16 protein-coding genes are annotated in these 21,903 nt (G+C 61.9%); 3 read left to right on the forward strand and 13 right to left on the reverse strand.

Annotated features, from left to right (window positions below; translation table 11 throughout):
• Positions 1 to 14: 14 nt before the first annotated feature.
• The 9 genes from DAAHT2_RS06815 to DAAHT2_RS06855 form a co-directional block, all read right to left on the reverse strand.
• Positions 15 to 623, reverse strand: a complete 609-nt coding sequence (locus DAAHT2_RS06815; protein WP_013163554.1) for a chemotaxis protein CheB — start codon at positions 621 to 623, stop codon at positions 15 to 17.
• 47 nt (positions 624 to 670) lie between these two features.
• Positions 671 to 1,525 carry a CheR family methyltransferase gene (locus DAAHT2_RS06820; protein WP_013163555.1) on the reverse strand — a complete coding sequence of 285 codons (855 nt, stop codon included), beginning with the start codon at positions 1,523 to 1,525 and terminating at the stop codon, positions 671 to 673.
• The gene (locus DAAHT2_RS06825; protein WP_218914983.1) at positions 1,522 to 5,412 is read right to left on the reverse strand and encodes a response regulator; all 3,891 of its coding nucleotides are present in this window, start codon (positions 5,410 to 5,412) and stop codon (positions 1,522 to 1,524) included. Before DAAHT2_RS06825 ends, DAAHT2_RS06820 begins: the two co-directional genes overlap by 4 nt.
• Before the next feature lie 92 nt (positions 5,413 to 5,504).
• Positions 5,505 to 6,395, reverse strand: a complete 891-nt coding sequence (locus DAAHT2_RS06830) for a phosphoribosylaminoimidazolesuccinocarboxamide synthase (protein WP_013163557.1) — start codon at positions 6,393 to 6,395, stop codon at positions 5,505 to 5,507.
• 189 nt (positions 6,396 to 6,584) lie between these two features.
• Positions 6,585 to 7,502, reverse strand: a complete 918-nt coding sequence (locus tag DAAHT2_RS06835; RefSeq protein ID WP_013163558.1) for a carbohydrate kinase family protein — start codon at positions 7,500 to 7,502, stop codon at positions 6,585 to 6,587.
• A 175-nt stretch (positions 7,503 to 7,677) separates the two neighbouring features.
• A complete protein-coding gene (locus DAAHT2_RS06840; protein WP_218914984.1) occupies positions 7,678 to 10,074 on the reverse strand; it encodes a sucrose synthase in 2,397 nt (798 codons plus the stop codon).
• Positions 10,074 to 12,290 (reverse strand): HAD-IIB family hydrolase, encoded by a 2,217-nt coding sequence (locus DAAHT2_RS06845; protein ID WP_013163560.1) that lies wholly within the window; start codon positions 12,288 to 12,290, stop codon positions 10,074 to 10,076. Before DAAHT2_RS06845 ends, DAAHT2_RS06840 begins: the two co-directional genes overlap by 1 nt.
• A gap of 45 nt (positions 12,291 to 12,335) precedes the next feature.
• Positions 12,336 to 14,264, reverse strand: a complete 1,929-nt coding sequence (gene mutL, locus DAAHT2_RS06850; RefSeq protein ID WP_013163561.1) for a DNA mismatch repair endonuclease MutL — start codon at positions 14,262 to 14,264, stop codon at positions 12,336 to 12,338.
• 4 nt (positions 14,265 to 14,268) lie between these two features.
• Entirely contained in the window at positions 14,269 to 15,645 is a 1,377-nt protein-coding gene (locus tag DAAHT2_RS06855; RefSeq protein ID WP_013163562.1) for a M23 family metallopeptidase, read from the reverse strand.
• 282 nt (positions 15,646 to 15,927) lie between these two features.
• Between DAAHT2_RS06855 and DAAHT2_RS06860 the strand changes: the two genes are divergently transcribed.
• The 3 genes from DAAHT2_RS06860 (at position 15,928) to tsaE (ending at position 17,921) form a co-directional block, all read left to right on the forward strand.
• The gene (locus DAAHT2_RS06860) at positions 15,928 to 16,971 is read left to right on the forward strand and encodes an NAD(P)/FAD-dependent oxidoreductase (RefSeq protein WP_013163563.1); all 1,044 of its coding nucleotides are present in this window, start codon (positions 15,928 to 15,930) and stop codon (positions 16,969 to 16,971) included.
• Between the two features lie 225 nt (positions 16,972 to 17,196).
• Positions 17,197 to 17,469 (forward strand): hypothetical protein, encoded by a 273-nt coding sequence (locus DAAHT2_RS06865; protein WP_013163564.1) that lies wholly within the window; start codon positions 17,197 to 17,199, stop codon positions 17,467 to 17,469.
• Complete coding sequence (gene tsaE, locus DAAHT2_RS06870) at positions 17,466 to 17,921, forward strand: tRNA (adenosine(37)-N6)-threonylcarbamoyltransferase complex ATPase subunit type 1 TsaE (RefSeq protein WP_013163565.1); 456 nt, start codon at positions 17,466 to 17,468, stop codon at positions 17,919 to 17,921. The genes DAAHT2_RS06865 and tsaE overlap by 4 nt, the downstream gene beginning before the upstream one ends.
• A 70-nt stretch (positions 17,922 to 17,991) precedes the next feature.
• Here tsaE and DAAHT2_RS06875 read toward each other — a convergent pair whose 3' ends face one another.
• From DAAHT2_RS06875 to DAAHT2_RS06890, 4 genes are all read right to left on the reverse strand, one after another.
• Positions 17,992 to 19,785 carry an ATP-binding protein gene (locus tag DAAHT2_RS06875; RefSeq protein ID WP_013163566.1) on the reverse strand — a complete coding sequence of 598 codons (1,794 nt, stop codon included), beginning with the start codon at positions 19,783 to 19,785 and terminating at the stop codon, positions 17,992 to 17,994.
• Positions 19,778 to 20,623, reverse strand: a complete 846-nt coding sequence (locus DAAHT2_RS06880) for an HDOD domain-containing protein (RefSeq protein WP_013163567.1) — start codon at positions 20,621 to 20,623, stop codon at positions 19,778 to 19,780. The genes DAAHT2_RS06875 and DAAHT2_RS06880 overlap by 8 nt, the downstream gene beginning before the upstream one ends.
• A gap of 154 nt (positions 20,624 to 20,777) precedes the next feature.
• Entirely contained in the window at positions 20,778 to 21,104 is a 327-nt protein-coding gene (locus DAAHT2_RS06885; protein WP_013163568.1) for an Hpt domain-containing protein, read from the reverse strand.
• Between the two features lie 100 nt (positions 21,105 to 21,204).
• Positions 21,205 to 21,870: an L-threonylcarbamoyladenylate synthase gene (locus tag DAAHT2_RS06890; protein ID WP_013163569.1), complete on the reverse strand. Its 666-nt coding sequence runs from the start codon at positions 21,868 to 21,870 to the stop codon at positions 21,205 to 21,207.
• Between the last annotated feature and the right edge of the window lie 33 nt (positions 21,871 to 21,903).

Consider the following 21,903-nt stretch of genomic DNA (forward strand, 5'->3'; position numbering starts at 1 on the left):
CAAAAACAAAATATTCACGCCGGCCGGTAAAGGTTGGCCAGAAAACGCCCGATGGCCGGTAACGGCAGCACAAAATCCACTTCGGCGGCCTGGATGGCGGCCCGCGGCATGGTCGGAAATTCAGCCCCGGCCGGATCCTGCACCACCGCCAAGCCACCCCGGCGCTTCACCGCCGCCAGGCCGCGGCTGCCGTCATCGTTGGCCCCGGTCAGCACCACGGCAATCAGGCCGGCGCCATGGACCTCGGCGGCGGTTTCAAACAGCAGATCAATGCTGGGCCGGGAAAAGTTGACCCAATCCTCCAGGGAAAGGGCCAACGAGCCGTCATCCTCCACCAGCAGGTGGTAATTGGCCGGCGCCAGGTAGGCGGTGCCGGCCACCGCCGACTCCTTGTCTTCCGCCTCCTTGACTCGAATGGCGCAGCGCTGATCAAGCCAACGGGCCAGGTAGTCATCGGCATCCCCCCCCAGGTGCTGCACCACCAGCAGCGGCAGCGGAAAATCCGCCGGCAGGCGGCTCAAAATCTCGCGCAGGGCCTCCATCCCGCCGGCGGAAACCCCGATCACCACAGCCCGGTAGGGCGGAACCTGACGCCCGGTAACCTCCGATTTCTTGGTTGCCATATTGTTGTTAACCGGCCGGTCCGTTTAGCTTAACCCCGGCGATGGAATTATTGCAAACGTTTCTTGAAAATTTTTTCACTACCGTAGAGTTCGCTGAACTTTTCACCGATCTTCATAAGCTTCAGCGACTCCTTGGCCCCCAGCCAGAGAAAGCCGCCCGGGCATAGACTCTGGTGAAAGGTGGTAAAAATCCGCTCCTGGAGATCCCGGTTGAAGTAAATCACCACATTGCGACAGACCACCAGTTGCATCTCACTGAACACCCCGTCGGTGACCAGGTTATGATCGGCAAAAACCATCTGTTTGCGCAGCCAGCTTTTAAGCAGCATGGACTCGCTGTCGGTCCGGTAATAATCGACCAGGGAGGCCCGACCGCCGCTCTTCTGGTAATTACTGTTGTACTGCCGGGCCCGCTCCAGCGGATAAACGCCTTCCTTGGCCTTTTGCAAAGCCACCCGGTTGAAATCGGTGGCATAAATCCGGCACCGCTCCAGCAGGCCCTCTTCATGGAGCAGGATGGCCGTGGAGTAGACTTCTTCCCCGGTGGCACAGCCGGCATGCCAGATCTTGACATAGGGGTAGGTTTTCAGCAGCGGCACCACATCCTCGCGAATCCGCCGGTAGGCCGCCGGGTCACGGAACATCTCGGTGACATTGATGGAAAGATCCCGCAACAGTTGCTCAAAAAAATCGCGCTGGCAGAGCAGCCGGTGCTGCATGGCCCCCAGGTCGGAAAGGCCGGAGAGTTCCAGCCGGTGGCGCAGCCGGCGGCGCAAATGCGCCCGGGCGTAGTCGCGGAAGTCATAACCGTAACGCTGGTAAATCGCCTCCAGCAGCAGGTTGATCTCCAGCTCTTCAATCTCCTTGGCCTCGTCGGCCAACTCCTCCCGCTCCAGGCTCATTGGTACAACCAGACCCGCAACAGGGATAGCAGCCTTTCCGGATCCACCGGCTTGGCCAGGTAGTCGTTGGCACCGGCGGCCAGGCACTTGTCCTTGTCTCCACGCATGGCCTTGGCGGTGAGCGCGATGATGGGCAGTTTCGCCCGGGCCGGATCCCGGCGAATCTCGCCCATGGCCTCATAACCATCCATTTCCGGCATCATGATATCCATCAGCACCAGATCGATCTCCGGATGTTCGGCCAGCTTGGCCAGGGCCTCGCGGCCGTCCCGGGCCACCACGATCTCCAGGCCGGCCTCTTCCAGCACACTGGAGAGGGCGAAGATGTTGCGCATGTCATCATCCACCAGCAGCACCGTCCGGCCCTGGAAGGCCGATTCGCGGTTATGCAGGGTCTTGAGTACTTCCTGTTGCCGGCTGGGCAGGCTCTTTTCCACCCGGTGGAGAAAGAGGGTGGTCTCATCCAGCAGCCGTTCCGGCGAACGAGCCCCTTTAATGATGATGGAGTCGGCATATTGCTGCAACCGCTCTTCCTCATCGGGGCTGATCTCCCGCCCGGTGTAGATCACCACCGGCACCTGGGAAATGCGCTGATCATCCTTGATTTTGGTCAGCAGATCAAAGCCGCTCATATCTCCCAGGCCCAGATCCAGAATCACGCAATCGAAGTGTTCCGTACCAAGCAGGCGGTGGGCCTCTTCCCCGTCGGCGGCCTCCACCACTTCGATATCGCCGCCCTCGCCCACCATGGCTCGAATCGCCTGGCGCTGGACCATGTCGTCTTCCACCACCAGCAGTCTTTTCACCGGGTTTTCCGCCAGCTTTTCAATGCGGCCAAAAACCTGCTCCAGCTTGTCCACACTCACCGGCTTGGTGAGAAAGCCCACCGCCCCCAGTTGCATCACCTCGTTTGAGGGGTCGCTGGCAGAGATGAAATGAACCGGAATATGCCGGGTTTCCGGATTTTTCTTGAGCCGCTCCATAACCTCGCGGCCGCTGATGCCCGGCAGGCCCATGTCGAGAATAATCCCGCTGGGCCGGAAGTAATCGGCCAGGTGCAGTCCGGTTTCGCCATCTTCGGCCACCAGCCCCTTGTAACCTTTGTCCCGGGCCAGCTCCAGCAACAGGGAGGCAAAAGAGCTGTCATCCTCGATGATCAGCAAACTTTTGTCTTCCCGGCTGAGGATGCGGCGGTCGTCTCGCACCAGGGCATCGGGGGCCTGTGGCGGCGGCTCGGCGGCTTCCGGGGCGGGAATGTCGGCCGCCCTTTTGGCGCTGATCTCTTCCGGCAGGGCCGGGGGCGAGGGGGAGGCGGCGGCGACATCCTCCGGCCTGGTTGCCGCCCCGGCCGTTACGGAACGGGCGGGCGCAGGCGGCAACCCCTGGTCGTCTTTGGGCAAAGGAGAACCTCCCGGCAGTGACGGGCCCGGCAGAGCGCCGGCCTCTACCCGCAGTTCCAGACGCTCGGGCAGCCAGAGGGTAAAGACGCTCCCCTCCCCGGCCCGGCTGGCGGCGGTCAGCTCACCGCCCAGCAACCTGGCCAACTGCCGGGAAATGGACAGCCCCAGGCCGGTGCCCCCGAATTTGCGGCTGGTGGTGCCATCGGCCTGTTTGAAGGCCTCAAACACCACCTCCAGTTTATCGGCGGCAATCCCGATCCCCGTATCACGAACCTGAAAGACCAGGGTCCGGGCGGGATTCAGCTTGAGGCCGGGGGGCAGCTTGTCATTTTCGGGGCGGCCGATGGTAATCTTGACCTCACCCTCGGCGGTGAATTTCAAGGCGTTGGAGAGCAGGTTTTTCAGGATCTGGCCCAATCTGGTCTCGTCGGAATAGATGGTAACCGGCAGATCATCGGCCAGCTCGCCGACCAGGGTTAGCTGTTTCTCCTCGGCCAGGGGCCGGAAGGGGTGCAACAGGCTGTCCAGCAAGGCCTTGAGATTGACCGTTTCGGGATTAATATCCATCCGGCCGGCCTCGATCTTGGAGAGATCCAGCACCTCATTGATCAGATTCAGCAGATCGGAGCCGGAGTTGTTGATGGTGGTGGCATACTCCAACTGCCGGGGCAGCAGGTTACCCTGCTTGTTGGTGGCCAGCATCTGGGAGAGGATCAGAATGCTGTTCAGCGGCGTGCGCAACTCGTGGCTCATGTTGGCCAGAAACTCAGACTTGTAACGGCCGGAGATCTCCAGCGCCCGAGCCTTTTCCTCCAACTCCTGCCGGGCCTTCTGCAGTTCGCGGTTTTTCTCCGCCAGGGACCGGGAACGCTCTTCCAGTTCCTCGTTGGAAACCCGCAACTCCTCCTGCTGCACCTGCAAACGTTCCTCGGAGGCGGCCAGGGCCCTGGCCTGTTCCTGCAACTCGGCGTTGGTCTGGCGTAGCTCCTCCTGCTGCACCTGCAGTTTTTCCGATTGTTCCTGGGTGGTCTCCAACAGGCGGGCCAGCTCGTAACGAACCTCGGTGGTGTGCAGGGCCACCCCGATATTTTCCATCACCCGCCGCAGAAGCTCCTCTTCCCGCGGCGCAAAAGCGCGATGGGTGCCCAGTTCGAGCACGCAACGCAACTCCGTCTCGAAATAGACCGGCAGCACCGCCACGGCGGTGGCGTCAACCTCGCCCAGGCCGGAGGAGATTTTCAAATAGCCCGGCGGCAGGTCGTTCACCACCAGCAGCCGGCCTTCCTGCAGGGCCCGCCCCACCAGCCCTTCATCCCGGTGCACCGCCGTCCGGGCCCCGGCCTCGCCGCTGGCCGAAGAGCCACCGTAGACCTTGAGCAGGCGCAGGGTATCTTCATCCTGGGCCAGGTAAAAGGCCGCCACCGGCACATCCAGCACCTCCACCAGGGCTTCCAGTACGTTATGGGCCAGGCTGAGCTGATCATGCTCGCCATGCAGGCGGTCGCTCACCGCCGCCACCCCTTCATTGAGCCAGCGGCTTTCCTCCTGGGAGGCCTCCAGCTGCTTCAAGGTAGAGGCCATCTGGTTCAAGGCATGACTTAAGCGATCATCCTCGGAGCGGGGGGTAATACAGAAATCGTACCGCCCCTGGGCAATGGCCTCGGCCATCTCCACCACCCGCACCTCGTCACGAATATCGACGATGTACTCCACCGCCCCGACGATCCGGCCGTTTTCATCTTTGAGCGGGGCGGCGGTGTAACGGTAAGGCGCTTCCCCCCGGGCGGTGATGGAGATATTTTCTCCCGTCAGGGTCCGGTTCTGGATCATCGCCCGGATCACCTTGCAGCGATCGGAGTTGCAGTCCCGGGTGTGAAAGATCTCGTGGCATTTTTTGCCGATGCACTGGCCCGCCGCCAGCCGGGCCGCCCGGGCCCCGGCCTGGTTGATGAAACGGATATTGAGTTCCCGGTCCACCACCTGCACCGGGGTGGGAATGGCGTGAAGATAGCTGATGGCTTCGGCGTAACTGAGGTTGGCCTGGTTTAGGTCATCCAGCAGGCCGTTGAAGGCCGGGGTCAGTTGATCCTGGGGACTGCGCAGCGGCAGGCGGCGATCCAGCTTCCCCTCCCGCGCTGCCCAGCAGATATCAAGAATTTCCTGTTGCCAGGAAAACAGTTTCCGTAATTGCTGCCGGGGTCGGGCCCAGTCGGCCAGACCAACGGCGGGCGGTTCGGCCCGGCTGTCGCCACGGCCGACAAAATCACCCAGCCAGGCGGCCAGTTTGCCCAACTCCTGCCTGATCCCGGCGCTGAACAGCCAGGCGGTGCCGGCCGCCGCCACCGCCACCGCCAGCAAGACCGCAACCCACACCACCCGGCCTGGGGGGGCCAGGTAGTAAACCGCCAGCACCGTAAGCAGCACGGCCACCAGAGCCGAAACCAAGGCGGCCAGAAAAATCCGGCCAAAAAGGGAGTTGAACATCATTCACCCGGCAAAATGTTTTTCAGGCAGTAACCGCAAGCGATCATCGCCAGCAAAACTGGTTTCGCCCATTTTGTCAAATAAGTTTACTGATTTTACTCCTGGGCGGTGAGGCGTTGCAGGGCCTCGCGGTAGCGAGCCGCCGTTTTTTCAATGATCTCCGCCGGCAGCGGGGGCGGCGGCGGGTTTTTGGGCCAGTCCAGAGAGGAGAGATAATCCCGCAGAAACTGCTTGTCGAAACTGGGCTGGGGGCTGCCGGGGCGGTACTGGTCGGCGGGCCAGAAGCGCGAGGAATCGGGGGTCAGGGCCTCGTCGATGAGTATCAGCCGATCATTTTCATCCAGCCCCAGTTCAAACTTGGTGTCGGCAATGATGATCCCCCGGCTCAGGGCGTAAGCCGCCGCCTTACGGTACAGCGCCAGACTGACTTCGCTCACCCGGGCGCTCAACTCCGCCCCCAGCAACCCTTCCATTTGCGCCAAAGAGATATTCTCGTCGTGGGTCCCCAGAGCTGCTTTGGTTGACGGGGTAAAGATGGGCTCCGGCAGCTGTGCCGACTCCTTGAGCCCGGCCGGCAAGGCAAAGCCGCAAACCGTGGGGTGCTGCTGATAAGCGGCCCAGAAGGAGCCGGAAAGATAGCCCCGGACAATGCACTCCACCGGCAAGGGCCGGGCCTTTTTCACCAGCATGCTGCGCCCCTCCAATTGCTCCCGGTAGGGGGCGCAGGCGGCGGGATAGTTGGCAGGTTCGGCGGTCAGCAGATGGTTGGGAACAATATCCTGCAAAAAGTCAAACCAGAAAAGCGACATGGCGGTTAGGATCCGCCCCTTTTCCGGGATCGGCTCATTCATCACCACGTCGTAGGCGGAGATCCGGTCCGAGGCCACCATCAGCAGGTAGTCATCCACCCGGTAAAGGTCGCGCACCTTGCCCCGGTGCACAAGTTCCAGGTCGGCAAAATCGGTCTGGTAGAGAGGTTGGCTCATCTTGGTTATAATCTCACGGTTAAAGTTGGCTTACAAAGGTAAGCGTTCAGCCGTGCCGCATCTTCGGGCGATCAGCCAAGCTTACGTACAGGGGGTACGCTGCGCCTGGCTGCAAGACCAAACCTGCGGCACGGCTGTTCGCTTACGGCCCGTTAGGTTGGCAGTTTAGCACCCCTGGTGAACGGTTACTTACAAAGAGGGCATTTCCGGGGTCGCCCCGGGTTGGCCGGCCACGTAAGCGCCCCGTCGGTTGGCCAGGGCCAGAATTTCCGGCCAGGGCAGCTTTTGCCGGCAGGCGGCAATCAGCGCCGCAAAGAAGGCGTCCCCCGAGCCCACCGTATCGGCCACCTGCACCGGCTCACCGGCCGCCGCCCAGGTTTGCTCCGCCGTCCGCACCCAGGCCCCCGCTGCCCCTTCGGTGACCACCAAGGCCTGGAGCCGGTAACGAGCGATTATCGCGGCGGCAAGTTGTTCCCGTGGCGCGGAGGGCGGCAGCCCACCTTCCCCGGCCTCGATCTTTCCCATAGGCGACAGACCAAGCCAGAGGCCAAGCTGGGTCAACTCATCGCCGTTAACCTTGACCAGGTCGGCCTGCTCCAAAGATTCCACGACCAGTTCGCGGGTGGTAAACGGCGGGCGCAGATTAACATCATAATAGCGGTAGCGGGCCGCCACCGCCAAGCGCCGGATGGCCTGCCGGGAGCGGGGATCGCGCTGGGCCAGGGTGCCGAAAATCAGGCTGAAGCCATCTTCCCCATCTTTCCCATCTCCCTCCTCGGCGGCGGCCAGGGCCTGCTCCGGGTCGATGTTATCCCAGGCGGCGGGGGCGACAATATCGTAAACGGGCTCGCCGTCGGCCCCGAACTCCACCCGTACCTGACCGGTGGGCAACGCGGGATCGCGCTGCACCCCGGCCAGCGGCAAACCAAGCTCGGCCAGCCGGTCCAGGGCAGCTCGGCCCAACTCATCGTTACCCACCCGGGTAATCACCCCCACCGGCAGGCCCAGGGCCGCCAGATGGTAGGCGACATTGATCGGCGCCCCGCCCAGCACCTGCCGGGCCGGAAAAATATCCCAAACCACCTCGCCAACGGCCACAAACTTCATAACTGCCCCTTGCCTGTTACCTGATCTAACCGTTCACCAAAGGCACCATCCTGCCGGTTGAACGGGCCGTAATCGTTCAGCAGTGCCGCAGGTTCGGGCAAGCAGACAGGCGCAGCGTACCCCCTGTACGTAAGCCTGGCTGATCGCCCGAAGATGCGGTACTGCTGGACGATTACTACCTGATCTGTTCCGCCCTGGCCTTGTAAAAAAGGTGGTACAGCACCTCGCTGTACTGATTAAGCCGCATCTTGGCCTGTTGGGAGGTGGAGTAGCGCCAAAAACCATACACCTTGGTCAGCCGGGTCAACTCCCGGCAGTGGCGCTGCCAGGTGAAGCGTTCCCGGGCCCGCTCCAGCGCCCTTTGGGAAAAGCCTTGCCAGTAACGGGGGTTTTCCTCGCAATGGTGAAAAAACTCGCGCAAACGGGCGGTCATTGCCGGCTGGTCGGTGGGGTTGATCAGAAAGCCCGATTTTTCATGCTCAATGATCTCCAGCGGCCCCCCGAACTGGGTGGCAAAAACCGGCAGGCCAGAATGCATGGCCTCTAAAATGGTCAAACCAAAGGCCTCGAACAGCGCCGGCTGGACGAACACCCCCCGCCGGTCGGCCATGATCCGGTAGGCCTCGCCGGTTTCGGCCTTGCCCAGAAATTTGCCGACCCAGCGGACCTGCCCCCGCAGGCCGTACTGCTCAATGATGCCATGCATCTTGCGGATCTCTGCCGCCTCTTCGGCATCCTTGGAGCGCTCCGGGTCGGTGACGCTGGCCACCATGATCAGGTTGACCCGCCGACGCAGCTCCTCATCCTGGCCGTAAGCCTCCACCAGCCCGGTGAGGTTTTTAATCCGGTCCAGCCGGGCGATGGTAAAGAGCGGCGGCAGGTCGAGATTCTCCAGGCGGCCCAGGCAATCGGCATCTTCTTGTTCAAACAGCAGCCGGGTCACCTCCCGGCGCATCTTCACCTTGCGCCCCCGCTTGCGATTATAGGGAAAATAAACCTCCTGGTTAACCCCCGGCGGGATGACGTTGAAGCGAGGATGAAAAAGGTTGATGCCGCTGATCACGTTAACCAGTCCGGGCATGGTGAAAAACTGGTAGGATTCATACTGGCCGATGCTGTTGTCGGTGCCGGTGATCTCCTGGGCGGTGCTGGTGATGATGAAGTTGGCCTGGTTCATGGCCAGCAGGTCGGCCATGAACTGGATGGAAAAATTGTACTCCGGCTCAAACTCATCCCAGTACAGGTCGCTGAAGAGATATTTCGATTTCTCAAGGGCATGGGCGATATTGCACTGGATCACCCCCATGTTTTTGGAAAGCCTGGTGGCCACCAGGTTGCCGTCGGAATAATTGCCCACCAGCAGGTCGGGCCGGCCGCCAAGCTCACGCCGGATCTCCTCTTCGGCATCCACCGCAAACTGATCGAGATAGGGCCAGATCCGAAACCGCGACAGCCAGTGCGGCACCACCGAGTTGTCGGGGTAACGGAAAGGGACCCGCAGGATCCAGACATCATCGGTGTCGTAAACCTTTTCCAGCCGCTGATCGGCGCTGGTGCCCTCGTTTTCCGGGATCAGCCGGCTGACAATCAGGATTTTAGGGGCAATTTCAAGCCCCGCATCGCGCAGATCCTGGGCCAGAAAATCCTCCAGGGCCTTGGCCTGATCCAGCACGTAAACCACCTGGCCGCCGGTGTCCGGCCGCCCCAGCACGTTTTCCTGACCAAACCAGCCGTGGGGGCTGATCAGGGCCACGCTGGAAACCATGGGGATGCGCGAGAGAAACTCCTCCAGGTTGGCCTCGTCGGGCTGCTCCAGAATATCCTGCAGCATGTGCATGGTCTCCAGCATCCGGGGCAGACTGTTGCCCCAGCCGGCAAGAAAACCCAGCCGCCCCAGGCGTTGGCTGATTCTGGCCAGATCATCCGGGTACCGGCAACGTTCGAGAAAGTCCATGGCACTGCTAAGCGCCTCTTCCAGTTCCTCGGGGCTGCGCACCAGGGAGCCGTCCAGCAGCAGTTGGGTACCGTGCAACTGGTGCAGCTTGAGAAATTCGTAGAGCGAGCGGTTCCATTTCTCGGGATGATTGGACAGATTGCCGGACATATGACGGTTTAAAAACTTGATCCCCTGGCCGATGGTATTGGGGTCCTTCAGGGTGGGGCCGTAGTCGTAGAAGGGGGCCAGGTTGATGGCCAGGGTGCGCTGCTGGGGAGGCAGGTTGGGCCTGATCAAACGTTCCTTGATGGCCAGAAAGTCGATGAGGGTGACGGGGATCAGCCGGTCGTCATCTTCGCTCAAGGCAAAGATCCGGCAACTGGCCCGGCGGTGCCGGTAGAGGATGATCAGCAGATCATCGGCCAGCAGCACCTCCTGGACTTTGCGCAGAAACCGCCAGGCCCCGGCCAAATCACCTTCAGCGGCGGGGCGCTGGCCGGCAAATTGCTGGAAGGCCAGCAGGATATCGTTGCGCAGCAGCAGCGGCGGTTCGGGTCGCTGAAGCGACAGGAGAAACTCCCGCAGGGGCGCGACATCCTGTTCATCAACGAAACATCCCAGATCATTTTCCATCATCAATCCTTTGTCACCTGGCGACTGCCGGAATTAAGAAATTTGTAGTGCCGGATGCCATCCATGATCCCGGCGGCGTATTCCTGCTTGCTGAAGAAGAGCTTGCGCTGCCCGCGCAGGGGCTCCAGCTCCCGGGAGTAGTTGCCCACCACCACCCCGCAGGTGTCGCCCCGCAGCATCTGGGCGTCACTGCCGGAATCACCGCAGATCATGATGCGATTTAAGGGGATATTCCACTTGTAGCTGAGATAGCGCAGGGCCTTGCCCTTGCCGGCCCGGTACGGCAGGATATCGAGAAAACTGCCGTGGGAAAACTCCAGGGTGTAATGCAGCTTCCGCTCCTGCAGGGCGAAATGGACCCGGGCCAGGTTATCCTCCGCGTCGTCCATGAAATAGCTGACCTTAAACGGATGCTGGTCGCTGTCTTCCTGCAGCTTTAAAAAAACCAGCCCGGCCAAGGCCTTGCGGATGGCCGCCGGTTTCCACTGGTAACGCAGGTGCTGCTGCCAGCCATTGTCCCGGCCGAAATCGGGACCGTAATAGATTTCCGTACCCACCGCCGCAATAATGATATCCGGCACCGGAATCCGGTGTTTGGCCAGCACATCCAGGGTCACCTCCAGGCTGCGGCCGGTGGCCACCCCCCAGGCCACCTGATCGCGGTGCTTATCAAGCAGTTCCAGCAACTCCCGCATCGCCTCTTCATCGCCCACCAGGGTGTTATCGATATCGGTGATCAGCAGCCGATCCACCCCGGCCAGACGCTTGCCGATGGCGCGCGGTTTCTGCTCGGTGGCCGGATCAGGCTTGGGCACGGCCGCCTGGGCCCGGGCATACACTTCGATGGTGGAGGCGCAATGGGACTCCCAGGAGTAATGGTTACGCACCCCGATGATACCGTTGCGGGAGTACTTGTCCCACAGTTCCCGGTCCACCAGGATGGCCTTGCAGGCGGCGGCAATCCGGCCGCTGTCGGTGGGATCGACCAGGATGCCGTTGTCGCAGTTGGCAATGATATCCGCCGGGCCGCCGTCCTCGGTGGCGACGATGGGCACCCCGCAGGACGCCGCCTCCACCAGGGTCAGGCCAAAAGGCTCCACCAGGGCGGGGTTGACGAAAACCCCGCGACTGTCGGCGCAGAGCCGGTAAAGCTCCGGCACCTCCAGGGTAAAATCATGTTTTTTGGGAATGGCCAGCTTACCGTAAAGGTCATAGTTGTCCATCAGCAGCAGCATCTCGGTGAGCACGTGGCGCTCGTTTTCCTCCATGCTGGCAATATCCTTTCTGATCCCGGCGAAGATGGCCAGGTTGGCAATGGCCTGCAGGTCCTTGTCCTCGCCGTAAGCCTTGATCAGGCCGGAGATGTTCTTACGCTGGTCGGGCCGACAAAGGGCCAGGATAAAAGGCTTGTGGGTGGAACCCCAGAACCGCTCCAACTCGGCCAGCAGCACCACCCTGGTCTGCCGGGCCAGTTCTTCATCAACATTGTGTTCGAACTGATTCTGGTAGTAAGGGTAAAAGGTGTCGATATCAATCCCGGGCGGAACCACATTGAAATGGCCGGCGGCAAAGTTTTCATACAGGCTGTACTGCCGCTCGATCTCATGCCGGGTGCTGACCACGATCTGTTCGGCATCGCGGATAATCCGTTCCTCCACCCTGATGCGCTGATCAATATGATAGCGCCGGTTGACCTCTTCCTCGCTTAAGCCGTCGGCCATCAGCTTGCCCTTTTTATGGGCCCCCATGGAGTGCCCGGTAAAGACGAAAGGCACCCCGAAAAAGGCCGCCAGCTCCCGGGCCACGTAACCGCCATCGGCATAATGGCCGTGAAAGACATCGGGGATCCGACCCTGTTTTTTGAGGTACTTGACGGTCTTGTCCACCATCTCGTCCAGGTGGGGCCAAAGCAGTTCTTTCCTGACATACTTGCGGCCGCCGCACTGGATGCGAACGATCCGGGCTTCCGGGCTGAGGGGTTCCACGGGCTGGGCATAATCCTTGGAAACCGCTTTGTCGCTGATCAGCCGGGTAACCAGCTCCACCCGTTCCACTTCAGGACGCCGCCCCAAGGCCCGGGCCAGTTCCAGCACATATTTCACCTGCCCGCCGGTATCGGCATCCCGCCCCAGTTCCAGTGCCTCCCCCCGCACCAGACCATGAATGCTGAACATCTGCACATAAAGGTCTTTGAGATTCCTGTCCTTGCCTTTACCCATCTGTCACCTGTCACAACCGTAAGCGATCACGGTGCGGCTGGTCGATTACCGATTAAACCACCGCTCCAGTTCGCGGGCCCCGAAATGCCGCACCACCGGGCGCCCATGGGGGCAACGGGAAAAGATCCCCGCCCCCTGCATCTCCTTCAGCAAGCCCTGCATCTCTGCCGGCGCCAGCACCTGCCCGGCCTTTACCGCCGCCTTGCACGCCATCCCGGCCAGTACCGCTTCCAGGCGGCCGTCCCCTCCCCCGCGATTCGTACCATCATCCAGGTAGCGGGAAAGCACCCCGGCCAGAATTTCCGTCGGGGAATGGGAGGCCAGCAACGCCGGTACGGCCTTGATCAAATAGCTGTGGCCGCCGAAAGTCTCGATTCCCAGCCCCAGCCTGGCAATTTCCCCGCCACGGGCTTCCAGCACCGCCGCCTCGGCCGGTGAACACTCCAGCACGGCCGGGAAAAGCAGGGCCTGCCGCGCCAGCCCCCGCTCATTGTACTGGGCCAGCAACCGTTCGTAAAGCAGACGTTCGTGGGCGGCATGCTGATCAATGGCCAGCATGCCGTCGGCGGTGGCGCAGATGATATAGGAATGCAGCACCTGGCCCAGCAGTTGGGGGGCGGCATCTTCCAGCCCGCAGGCGATTGCCGGAGACGCTGCCGCCCTCGGTTCAGGCGCAATCGGCGGGGCCGGGGGTTCGGCAACCGCCGGCGGCGGTTGCGCCACCGCGCTGGAAGGATAGTCGCCAGGCGCCTCCGCGCTGTTGATCGCCAAAACAGTCTCCGGCGGCGACGGGGACGCGGCGCCCAGGGCGGCGGCCGGTGCAACCGATCCGCCCGCCGCTGTTGCCGACCGGAAAAGCCGACCCTGGGCAGCCGACTCAGCTGCCGGCGCCCGCTGCCCGGCCTCTGGCGCCGGCGGTTTCCGCACCGCTGCCCCCGCTGAGCCGAACAGGCGCCGGCTTTTCTCTTGTTCGTGCAGTTCAACCGCTTTGCGCACCGCCGCCCGCACCGCATCATGGACCTGGCCGGACTGCCGGAAGCGGATCTCCTGCTTGGTGGGATGGACATTGACATCCACCGTCGCCGGATCAACCCTTAGAAAAAGCACCCCTGCCGGCTGCCGTCCCCGCAACAGCTGGTGGTGCAGACCTTCCGCCACGGCGTGGCTCAACATCCGATCCCGAACCGGGCGGCCGTTGACGAAAAGCCGCAGGCGCGCCCCGGTGGCCGGGGTCTCTTCCGGGGTCAACAGCAAACCGGTAACCACCGGCTCCGAGACCGTTCCCTCCCCGGGCTCACCCACCGGAACCAGTTCCAGCTCGCCCCTTTTGCCCAGCAAACGCCTGATTCGCCCCGCCGCGTCATCGACCCCGGCGGGCCACTGCAGCACCGTCCGGCCGTCCACCTGGTAGTGCAGGCCCAGACCGGGGAAGGCCAGGCCGCAGTTTTTCACGCACTCTTCCACATGATACAGCTCGGTGCGGGGGCTTTTGAGAAACTTGCGCCGGGCCGGCACATTGGCAAAGAGATCGCGGACCTCCACCACCGTGCCTTGGGCCGCCCCGGTCTCCTGAACCCGGCGCACGGTGCCGAAGCGCACCTCCACCAGGGTCCCGAGATCGGCGCCCTGGGGGCGGGAGCTCAGCAACAGGCGGGCAACCGAGGCGATGCTGGGCAAGGCCTCGCCCCGGAAACCCAGGGTGCTGATGGCGGCCAGCCCCTCGGCATCGGCGATTTTGCTGGTGGCGTGACGCTCCAGGGCCAGCAGCAGGTCATCGGCGTCCATGCCGCTGCCGTCGTCGCTGACCCGCAACAGCCCCACGGCCCGGCCTTCCACCTGTACGCTGATGTTGCGGGCTCCAGCATCCACCGCGTTTTCCAGCAACTCCTTGACTACCGATGCGGGGCGCTCCACCACCTCACCGGCGGCGATCTGGTTGGCCAGGTTTTCCGGCAGGACCCTGATCCGTGACAAGGTTTCAGGGCTCCACGGTGAGTTGATTTTCTACCCAGTTACGATCCCACCACTCGATGGGATTGACGAAAATACCGTTGACCAGCATGCTGAAGTGTAAATGGTCGCCGCCGGCCATCCCGGTAACCCCGCTGTAACCCAGCTGGTCACCCCGTGCCACCCGCTCGCCCACCTCGGTGGTGATCCGGCTCAGGTGGGAGTACAGGCTGAAGATCCCCTGGCCGTGATCAATGATCACCGTATTGCCGTAAATCCCCAGGTACTCGGCGAAGACCACAATACCGTGGTTGGCGGCCTGGATCTCCGCCTGCCGCACCGAGGCCAGGTCAATGCCAAGGTGGGTCTGCTCATCGATCTTGCGGCCATCATAGAAATAACTGCGGTGATCGCCAAACCCGGCCTGCTCGCTGCTCCGGGCCATGCGCAAAAACCTGCCTTCCCAGAGCCGCTGTGGGTGTGAATCTCGGCAGATCTCCATGATCCGCCGATCATTCATCTCGCGCACCCGGCGGTTGACATAGAGGTACTGCTCCAGGTAACTGCCGGACAGCTCCGGGTAGTGGGTGACAAACTCCGGCAATTTGCTGCGCAGAAAACTGTCGGAAACATTGATCCGGCCGGTGGAGTATTCCACCTGCCGCAGGTTGATACCCAGCCCCGCCCGGGCCTGGTTGCCGGCCCGGTCCACCGCCACCACCTGAGCCTGATCGAGGGAAGTGGTATCATGGGGCAACCCGATATAGGCCAGATATTCACCGGACCTGTCATCGGCCAGCGGGAAGCCGGGGTGGAAAAAGCCGTTGATCTCCACCCCGTGTTTCACCACCTCTTCATCAATGGTGTAGCGCACCACCCCGGCCCCGCCGGCCCGGACGTAACGCGTGGCGGCCCCAACGTTGATCACCGGCGGCCGGGTGTCAATGACCACGGGATAAATCTCTTCCCGGTAGTTACCGCTGCCCCAGTTGCGCCAGGAATAATCTCCGGCCTTGAGCACCAGTTCAGCCTCACCTTCCCGCAGATTAAGTTCGCGTCCGACCACCTCAACTACTTCCCGGAATTCCTCCGGACCGGCGCGAAAAAAGGCGCTGGCCCGGGGAAACTCCCGCTTCAGCAGGCCGACTTCTCGACCTCCCTGGCGCAGCAGTACCTCCACTGAACGTAAGCCGCTGCGCTCATCGGCGGCCAGCACCGCAAACTCGTTGTGCTGGCCGACCCAGGCCACTTCCGGGTCCAGCCCCAGCCGGGGAGGATTCCCCTCGTGGAGGCGGACCAGGATGACCAGCACCGGCACCAGGATGGCCGCAGCCACCACCAACAACCAAAAACGCCAGGGAAAAGCGCTTTTCTTTTCCCTTTTCTGGATAGGTTCAAGACTCATGACAATAAACTCTCCGAAATTGGTTAAGAATCAAACAACAAAGATTTTCCCGCAGGAAACGGCTGCAAACTAAATGATGTAGCGGGCCCCGGCCGGGGCTGCTCCCGAATGGTACAGGGAAGGAATTTTACCACAGAGAACCGGAAAAAGGTAGTCCATGGGGCAAATTCCTTTTGCTTCAGGGGCCAAATTGTGTAATTGATGATCCTGGCAAGCGCCTCCAGACCATTGTGGTAACCGCTCACCCCTTGGCCCCCGTGATCACTTACCCAGCGTTAAGTCATGCCAATCTCTTCCGCTCATACCATCATTATCGGGGCCGGTCCGGCGGGCCTGGCCTGCGCCACAGCCCTGGCGGCGGCGGGCAGGGAGGTGCTGGTACTGGAGCGACTGTCCACCGCCGGACCCAAACCCTGTGCCGGCGGGGTGCCCGCCGGCTCTTTGGAGCCGGACATGCCGCCGGAACTGCTGGAGCGCAGTTTTCATCGCCAGCGAATTGTCACTGCCTGCCAGGACTTCCAGTTCCAGGGAGAGGATCCGATCATCCACACCATCAACCGTGAGCGGCTGGGAAGCTGGATGCAGCAGCGGGCCGAAGCCGCCGGCGCGGTGATTCAGACCGGCACCAGGGCACTGCGGATTAACGGTCGGACACTGACCACCGACCAGGGCGAGATCAGCTTCCAGTATCTGGTAGGCGCCGACGGCAGCAACTCCCTGGTCCGCCGCCACCTCGGCCTGCCCCTGGTTCTGGCCGGTATCGGCATCACCTACCAGGTGCCGGGCCACTTCCCGGAGATGGAGTGGCACCTGCAACCCAGGCTTTTCGGCAGCGGTTACGCCTGGATCTTTCCCCACCGTGACAGTGCCTCGGTAGGGGTTTACGCCTTTCGCCGCCGCCAGCGTTCACACCTGCTGCATGACCGGCTCCATCTCTGGGCGGAAAAACGGGGCCTCCGGCTTGACCAGGCTCGCCCCCGGGCCTCGCTGGTCAGCTTCGATTACCGGGGCAGCCGATTCGGCAGTCTTTTTCTGGCTGGCGATGCCGCCGGCCTGGCTTCCGGCCTCACCGGTGAAGGAATCGCCGCCGCTTTGTATTCCGGCCGCGCGGTGGCGGCGACGATCCTTAAAGACCACGGCCAGGCCCCGGACCTGGCCCCTCTGCTTTCCCGGCACCGCCAGCACAGCCGCCTGGTTCGCCTTACCACCGCTCTGCCCCCGGCCGGGCGCCTGATTCTGGAAACCCTGGCCCTGGCTTTGCGCTGGAGGCTGCTGCAACCCGACAGTTTGGAAATTCGCGCCCGCCACCAAGCGGGGACACCATAACAATGCACCTTAAATTGTGTAACCTTTCACCAAGGGTATTAACTTACAGGTATAACTGGCCGTAAGCGTTCAACAGTGCCGCAGGTTTGGTCTTGCAGCCAGGCGCAGCGTACCCCCTGTACGTAAGCCTGGCTGATCGCCCGAAGATGCGGTGCTGCTGAACGCTTACTAAATTGTTACCCCAACACTACGTGACAACTGCAATATTCAACAAAGGAGCAACCAATGACCGCCACCCCCCCCAAACGTAAGACACTGCTGCTCAATATTGTGTTCGTAGTGGTTGTGCTGGGCCTGCTGCTTTTTCTCTGGAACGCCCCGCCGGAAACCACCCCGCGACTGCCCCAAGACGAAAACCACCAGCACTTTTTTACAATGGACCGCAAGGAGGCGGAGAGTTTCTGCGAGTCCTGCCATCAACCCGATGGGATCAGCCCGCTGTCGCAAGACCACCCGCCGACCTATCGTTGCCTTTTCTGCCACAAGCGACCGGAATGAGCTTGAGCGAGCCCATTGAGCAGATTCTGCCCGACCTGGCAGCCCTGGAAGCATTCGGCCGCGAGCTGGGCCGGCAAGCCGCCGCCGGGGACATCATCTGCCTGTACGGCCCTTTGGGCGCCGGCAAGACCACCCTTACCAGGGCCATTGCCGCCGGCCTGGAGGTGCCGCCCGAACAGCCGGTGACCAGCCCCACCTTTGCCCTGATCCACGAACATCAGGGGCGGCTGCCGCTTTTTCATCTCGACCTGTACCGTTTGGGCGGCGATGAGGATGAACTGCTGGAGTTGGGGATTGAGGACTACCTTTATGGCGATGGCGTCTGCGTCATCGAGTGGCCGGAAAGGCTGGGCGGCCTGCTGCCGGCAAGACACCTGGATATCCGGCTGGCCTTTGCCGTCCCGCCGGCCCCGGAGACGTCCAGAATCGTAACCGTTCACCGGGGGCACTAACCTACAGGTATAACGGGCCGTAAGCCTGGCTGATCGCCCGAAGATGCGGTGCGATTGAACGCTTACGAACTTACGCAACGGGGCCGCTGAGCACCTCCAGCAGCTTTTCCCGGACAATGGGTTTGCTCAAAAAATCATCCATGCCGGCGGCATAACAGGCCTGCTCGTCTTCGCTGCGGGCATGGGCGGTCAGCCCGACAATCCGGATCGGCCCGCGGCCCCCGGCCAGCGAAGCGTACTCACCGCGCCGCTCCAGGTCTTTTTCAATCAACCGGATTTCCCGCGTGGCCGCCAGGCCATCCAGCCTGGGCATCTGGACATCCATCAGCACCAGGTCAAATTTTTCCTCCCGCAACCGCGCCAGGGCTTCCAGGCCGTCCGCCGCCACCGCCACCTCGCAGCCCTGCTTGCTGATCATCAGGGAGGCCAGCCGCTGATTAACCGGATTGTCTTCCACCAGCAGCACCCGCCGACCGCCGGCTTCCGGCCACCGACCGGGGGCCGGGGCCGCCGGGGCCGGAGCCGCCGCCAGGTCCGCCGCCTCAACCGCCGACAGGCCGATGGTAAAGCTGAAGCAACTGCCCTGCCCTTCAAGGCTTTCCACCTCGATCCGGCCCCCCATCAGCTCCACCAGTTGCCGGCAAATGGCCAGCCCCAGTCCGGTGCCCCCGAAGCGCCGGGTGGTGGAACCGTCGGCCTGGGTAAATTTCTCGAAGATGGCCTCCAACCGGTGCGGCGGAATACCAATGCCGCTGTCACGGACCACGAAACGCAGCCACTGTTCCTGGCGCGCCGCTTCAGGCGGGGCGACGGACTCCACCAGCAGTTCCACCCCGCCGCTTTCGGTGAACTTGACCGCATTGCCCACCAGGTTGGTGAGAACCTGACGCAAGCGGTGGCTGTCTCCCAGGTAGGCGCGGGGCAGGCCCTGATCACGCCGCACCTGAATGGCAATCCCTTTTTCGCGAATCGAAAGGGAAAACATGGCCGCCACACTTTCCAGCAGTTCATCCAGGTCGAAGGCCACAATTTCCAGTTCCAGGCGTCCGGCTTCAATCTTGGCCAGATCGAGGATATCGTTGATCAAGGCCAGCAGGGTGGCCGAAGACTGGCGAATGGTACGGCAGTACTCCTGCTGGGTCGTATCCAACGAGGTATCCGCCAGTAGTTGAGCAAAACCGGTGATGGCGTTCATCGGCGTCCGCAACTCATGGCTCATGTTGGCCAGAAATTCACTTTTCAGGCGGCTGCTTTCTTCCAGCCGGGCGTTGGCTTTTCTCAGCTCGGCGGTCTGGCGGGCAATTTCACTCTCCAGGGTGCGGGCATACTCCTGTTCCTTTTCCCGATTTATTGAGTATTGCCGGTAGTTATCCTCGATCAGCCGACCGTGCTGCCGCTTGAGCACTTCAATCTGGCTCCGGAACTGCCCCTCTTGGGCGGCCATCTCCTGGCGATCCTGTTCACCCAAGGCGTAAAGCAGGGTATTATGCAGCAGAAAGGCCCCGGCCGGTTCAGCCACGAGGTTCACGGTGCCGGGAATCAGCCAGAACAGGACTCCGGCAAAGCGCTGCACGGTCAGGGCGTAAACCCAGCCTGTTTGTGTCCGTTGCGCCGCCGGAGAGGATAAAACCGGGGCCGAACGGGGCGCTGTGGCGGCAACTTGGGACAGATCCGCCCGTAAGGCTGTTTCCTGGTCCGCCGACAGTTCCAGGGGGATTCCGGCCCGCAGTCGGGTGCCGTCCTCGGTCAGCAGAAGCAGGCCACTGCCGGGGACCAGAGCAGCCACCGCCGCCAGCAATTCCTCTTCGGCGTCGTGCTCACCAAGCAGTTCGCCAAAAATTTCCGTAAAGTCTGAATCAATCATCAATACGGTAGAGCTCCTTGGCCTTTTCCATTTCCTCCGGCAGATCACGCACGATGATCTTGTAATTGGCCATCATGCTTTTCACGTGCCGGGCCAGGGCGGGAGGAAGCGAGGGCACCGGCACCCCGGGCACCGGGTTGTACTGCATCTTGAAGGCCATAAAATCGGCCAGAACCATGATGGCGGGCACACTGGGCAGGGTAAAGGATTTTCGTTCATCATGGTGATAGCGGATCGACTTGAGCACCTCATCACCAAGCTTCCACTCCTTGGCCAGCAAGGCGCCGATTTCGCAATGATCGGTCCCCAGGTAGCGCCGCTCACTCGCCACCAGCGATCCCTCGCCCCGGCGCGTGGCGTCGGCGGCCAGACGCAGTTCTTCCCCGGCCACCTGATCTTCCGCCACCAGGCCGACATCGTGAATAATGCCGGCCAGGAAAACGTCCTCTCCCTCCAAGCCGAAAATACGCTTGGCAATCATCTCCGCTAAAATGGCCACGGTGGCCGAATGCAACCACAGCTTTTCCCGGGAGAAACGCTCACCATCTCCCTTGAACATCCCCCGCAGGGCCTCCACCGCCACCAGGTTGCGCAACTGCTTAAAACCACAAAAAACAACCGCCTTAGAGATAGACTCAACCTTCTTGGCCAGGCCGAAATAGGGACTGTTGACCAGCCGCAACAAGCGGGTAACCAGCACCGGGTCCAGCCTGATTACCTCTTCAAAGTCATGCATGGTGGCCCGTTCATCCCGGACCAGTTGGTTGACCTTTAAAGCTACGTGGGGCAGGGTTTTGGTGGCAGTGAACTTACTGACTATCTGCTGGGATATGTTCATGGCATGGTTAATCCGGCATGGTCGGCTTGCCGCCCTGAAAGCGGCAACCGGCATAAGAGGTGATCATTAAAACCGTCACGCAATAATTGCCCCCGGCACCAATGATTGCGGCAGCCTGCGGCACAACCCCCGCAGCAACCGATTTGCCGGGCTGCTAGCCTGCCGGCAGTTGCTTCAGCAACGTCTCAAGGGTGGTAAGCTGGGTCGCAACCCCGGCCAGTTCTCCGGCTCGACCGGCCTGTTCCAGGTCCGAGGCAAGCAGGCGCACACTTTCCATACCCAGGCTGGCGGCCGCCCCTTTGGTGTTGTGGGCCGCATCGGCCAGGGCCGGTCCATCACCGGCCTGCAACGCCTCTTTCATCCGCCGCAGATCATTCGCCGAGGACTGGCGCAACATCCCCAGCAACTCGGTCAGCAATTCCTCGTCATCACCGGCCTGCTCCAAGGCAAAACCGCGATCCCACTGCAATTCCAACACCATCAACAAAATCCTCCAACGTTGCCCTTCAGCGGCCATCACGGTCACCAAACCACCCCCCAATCAACACCTGTCGCCCCCAGGCAGGCTCTTCCGTGAGCGATCAGTTACCCTCTTCGGGCCCAGCGATTATCCGCTCCGGACCCAGCACATCATTCAGTTCCTGTCGGGTGATCACCCCGGGGCGCCGCAGCACCAACTGCTCATTTTCCACGCCGACCAGGGTTGAGCCGGCTCCGCCGGGGGTCTCGCCGCCATCAAGAATATAATCCACGTCGGGACCCAACTGGGCTCCCACCTCAGCGGCGTTCACCGCCGCCGGATGTCCGGAAAAATTGGCGCTGGTGGCGGTGATGGCCCCTCCATAGATCTGCGCCAGACGAGCCGCCACGGGATGCGAGGAAAGCCGAACGCCCACGGTGCCGCTGTAACCGGTGAGACTTACCGGCACTTCTTCGCGGGCGGTAAAAATCAGGGTCAACGGACCGGGCCAGAAGGCCTCCATCAAAGGTTCATAAGAGGGCGGGATCGAATCGGCCAGGGAGAACAAATGCTCCCGGTCGGGAACCAGGCAGAGAATAGGCTTGTCCGGAGCGCGCCTTTTGAGGGCGAAAAGACGGGAAAGCGCCTCCCGGTTGAAAGGGTCCACCGCCAGTCCGTAATAGGTTTCCGTGGGGAAAGCGACGATGCCGCCGCGGCGGATAATCGCCGCCGCCTGTTCCAACTCGGCAGGGGTAACCACTGCCTCGGGATGATTAGAAGGTTGCAAGCCGGCTGAGTCTCCAGGTCTGAAGGTCTTAAC

The organism is Desulfurivibrio alkaliphilus AHT 2 (assembly GCF_000092205.1).
Taxonomy (GTDB): domain Bacteria; phylum Desulfobacterota; class Desulfobulbia; order Desulfobulbales; family Desulfurivibrionaceae; genus Desulfurivibrio; species Desulfurivibrio alkaliphilus.

Excerpts from the sequence above, each read along its gene's own strand:
- DAAHT2_RS06875 (WP_013163566.1), bottom strand. The coding sequence starts at position 19,785 with ATGATTGATTCAGACTTTACGGAAATTTTTGGCGAACTGCTTGGTGAG.
- DAAHT2_RS06845 (WP_013163560.1), bottom strand. The coding sequence starts at position 12,290 with ATGGGTAAAGGCAAGGACAGGAATCTCAAAGACCTTTATGTGCAGATG.
- DAAHT2_RS06825 (WP_218914983.1), bottom strand. The coding sequence starts at position 5,412 with ATGATGTTCAACTCCCTTTTTGGCCGGATTTTTCTGGCCGCCTTGGTT.
- DAAHT2_RS06865 (WP_013163564.1), top strand. The coding sequence starts at position 17,197 with ATGACCGCCACCCCCCCCAAACGTAAGACACTGCTGCTCAATATTGTG.
- tsaE (WP_013163565.1), top strand. The coding sequence starts at position 17,466 with ATGAGCTTGAGCGAGCCCATTGAGCAGATTCTGCCCGACCTGGCAGCC.
- DAAHT2_RS06840 (WP_218914984.1), bottom strand. The coding sequence starts at position 10,074 with ATGATGGAAAATGATCTGGGATGTTTCGTTGATGAACAGGATGTCGCG.
- DAAHT2_RS06820 (WP_013163555.1), bottom strand. The coding sequence starts at position 1,525 with ATGAGCCTGGAGCGGGAGGAGTTGGCCGACGAGGCCAAGGAGATTGAA.
- DAAHT2_RS06830 (WP_013163557.1), bottom strand. The coding sequence starts at position 6,395 with ATGAGCCAACCTCTCTACCAGACCGATTTTGCCGACCTGGAACTTGTG.
- DAAHT2_RS06855 (WP_013163562.1), bottom strand. The coding sequence starts at position 15,645 with ATGAGTCTTGAACCTATCCAGAAAAGGGAAAAGAAAAGCGCTTTTCCC.
- DAAHT2_RS06880 (WP_013163567.1), bottom strand. The coding sequence starts at position 20,623 with ATGAACATATCCCAGCAGATAGTCAGTAAGTTCACTGCCACCAAAACC.
- DAAHT2_RS06860 (WP_013163563.1), top strand. The coding sequence starts at position 15,928 with ATGCCAATCTCTTCCGCTCATACCATCATTATCGGGGCCGGTCCGGCG.
- DAAHT2_RS06885 (WP_013163568.1), bottom strand. The coding sequence starts at position 21,104 with ATGGTGTTGGAATTGCAGTGGGATCGCGGTTTTGCCTTGGAGCAGGCC.
- DAAHT2_RS06835 (WP_013163558.1), bottom strand. The coding sequence starts at position 7,502 with ATGAAGTTTGTGGCCGTTGGCGAGGTGGTTTGGGATATTTTTCCGGCC.
- DAAHT2_RS06815 (WP_013163554.1), bottom strand. The coding sequence starts at position 623 with ATGGCAACCAAGAAATCGGAGGTTACCGGGCGTCAGGTTCCGCCCTAC.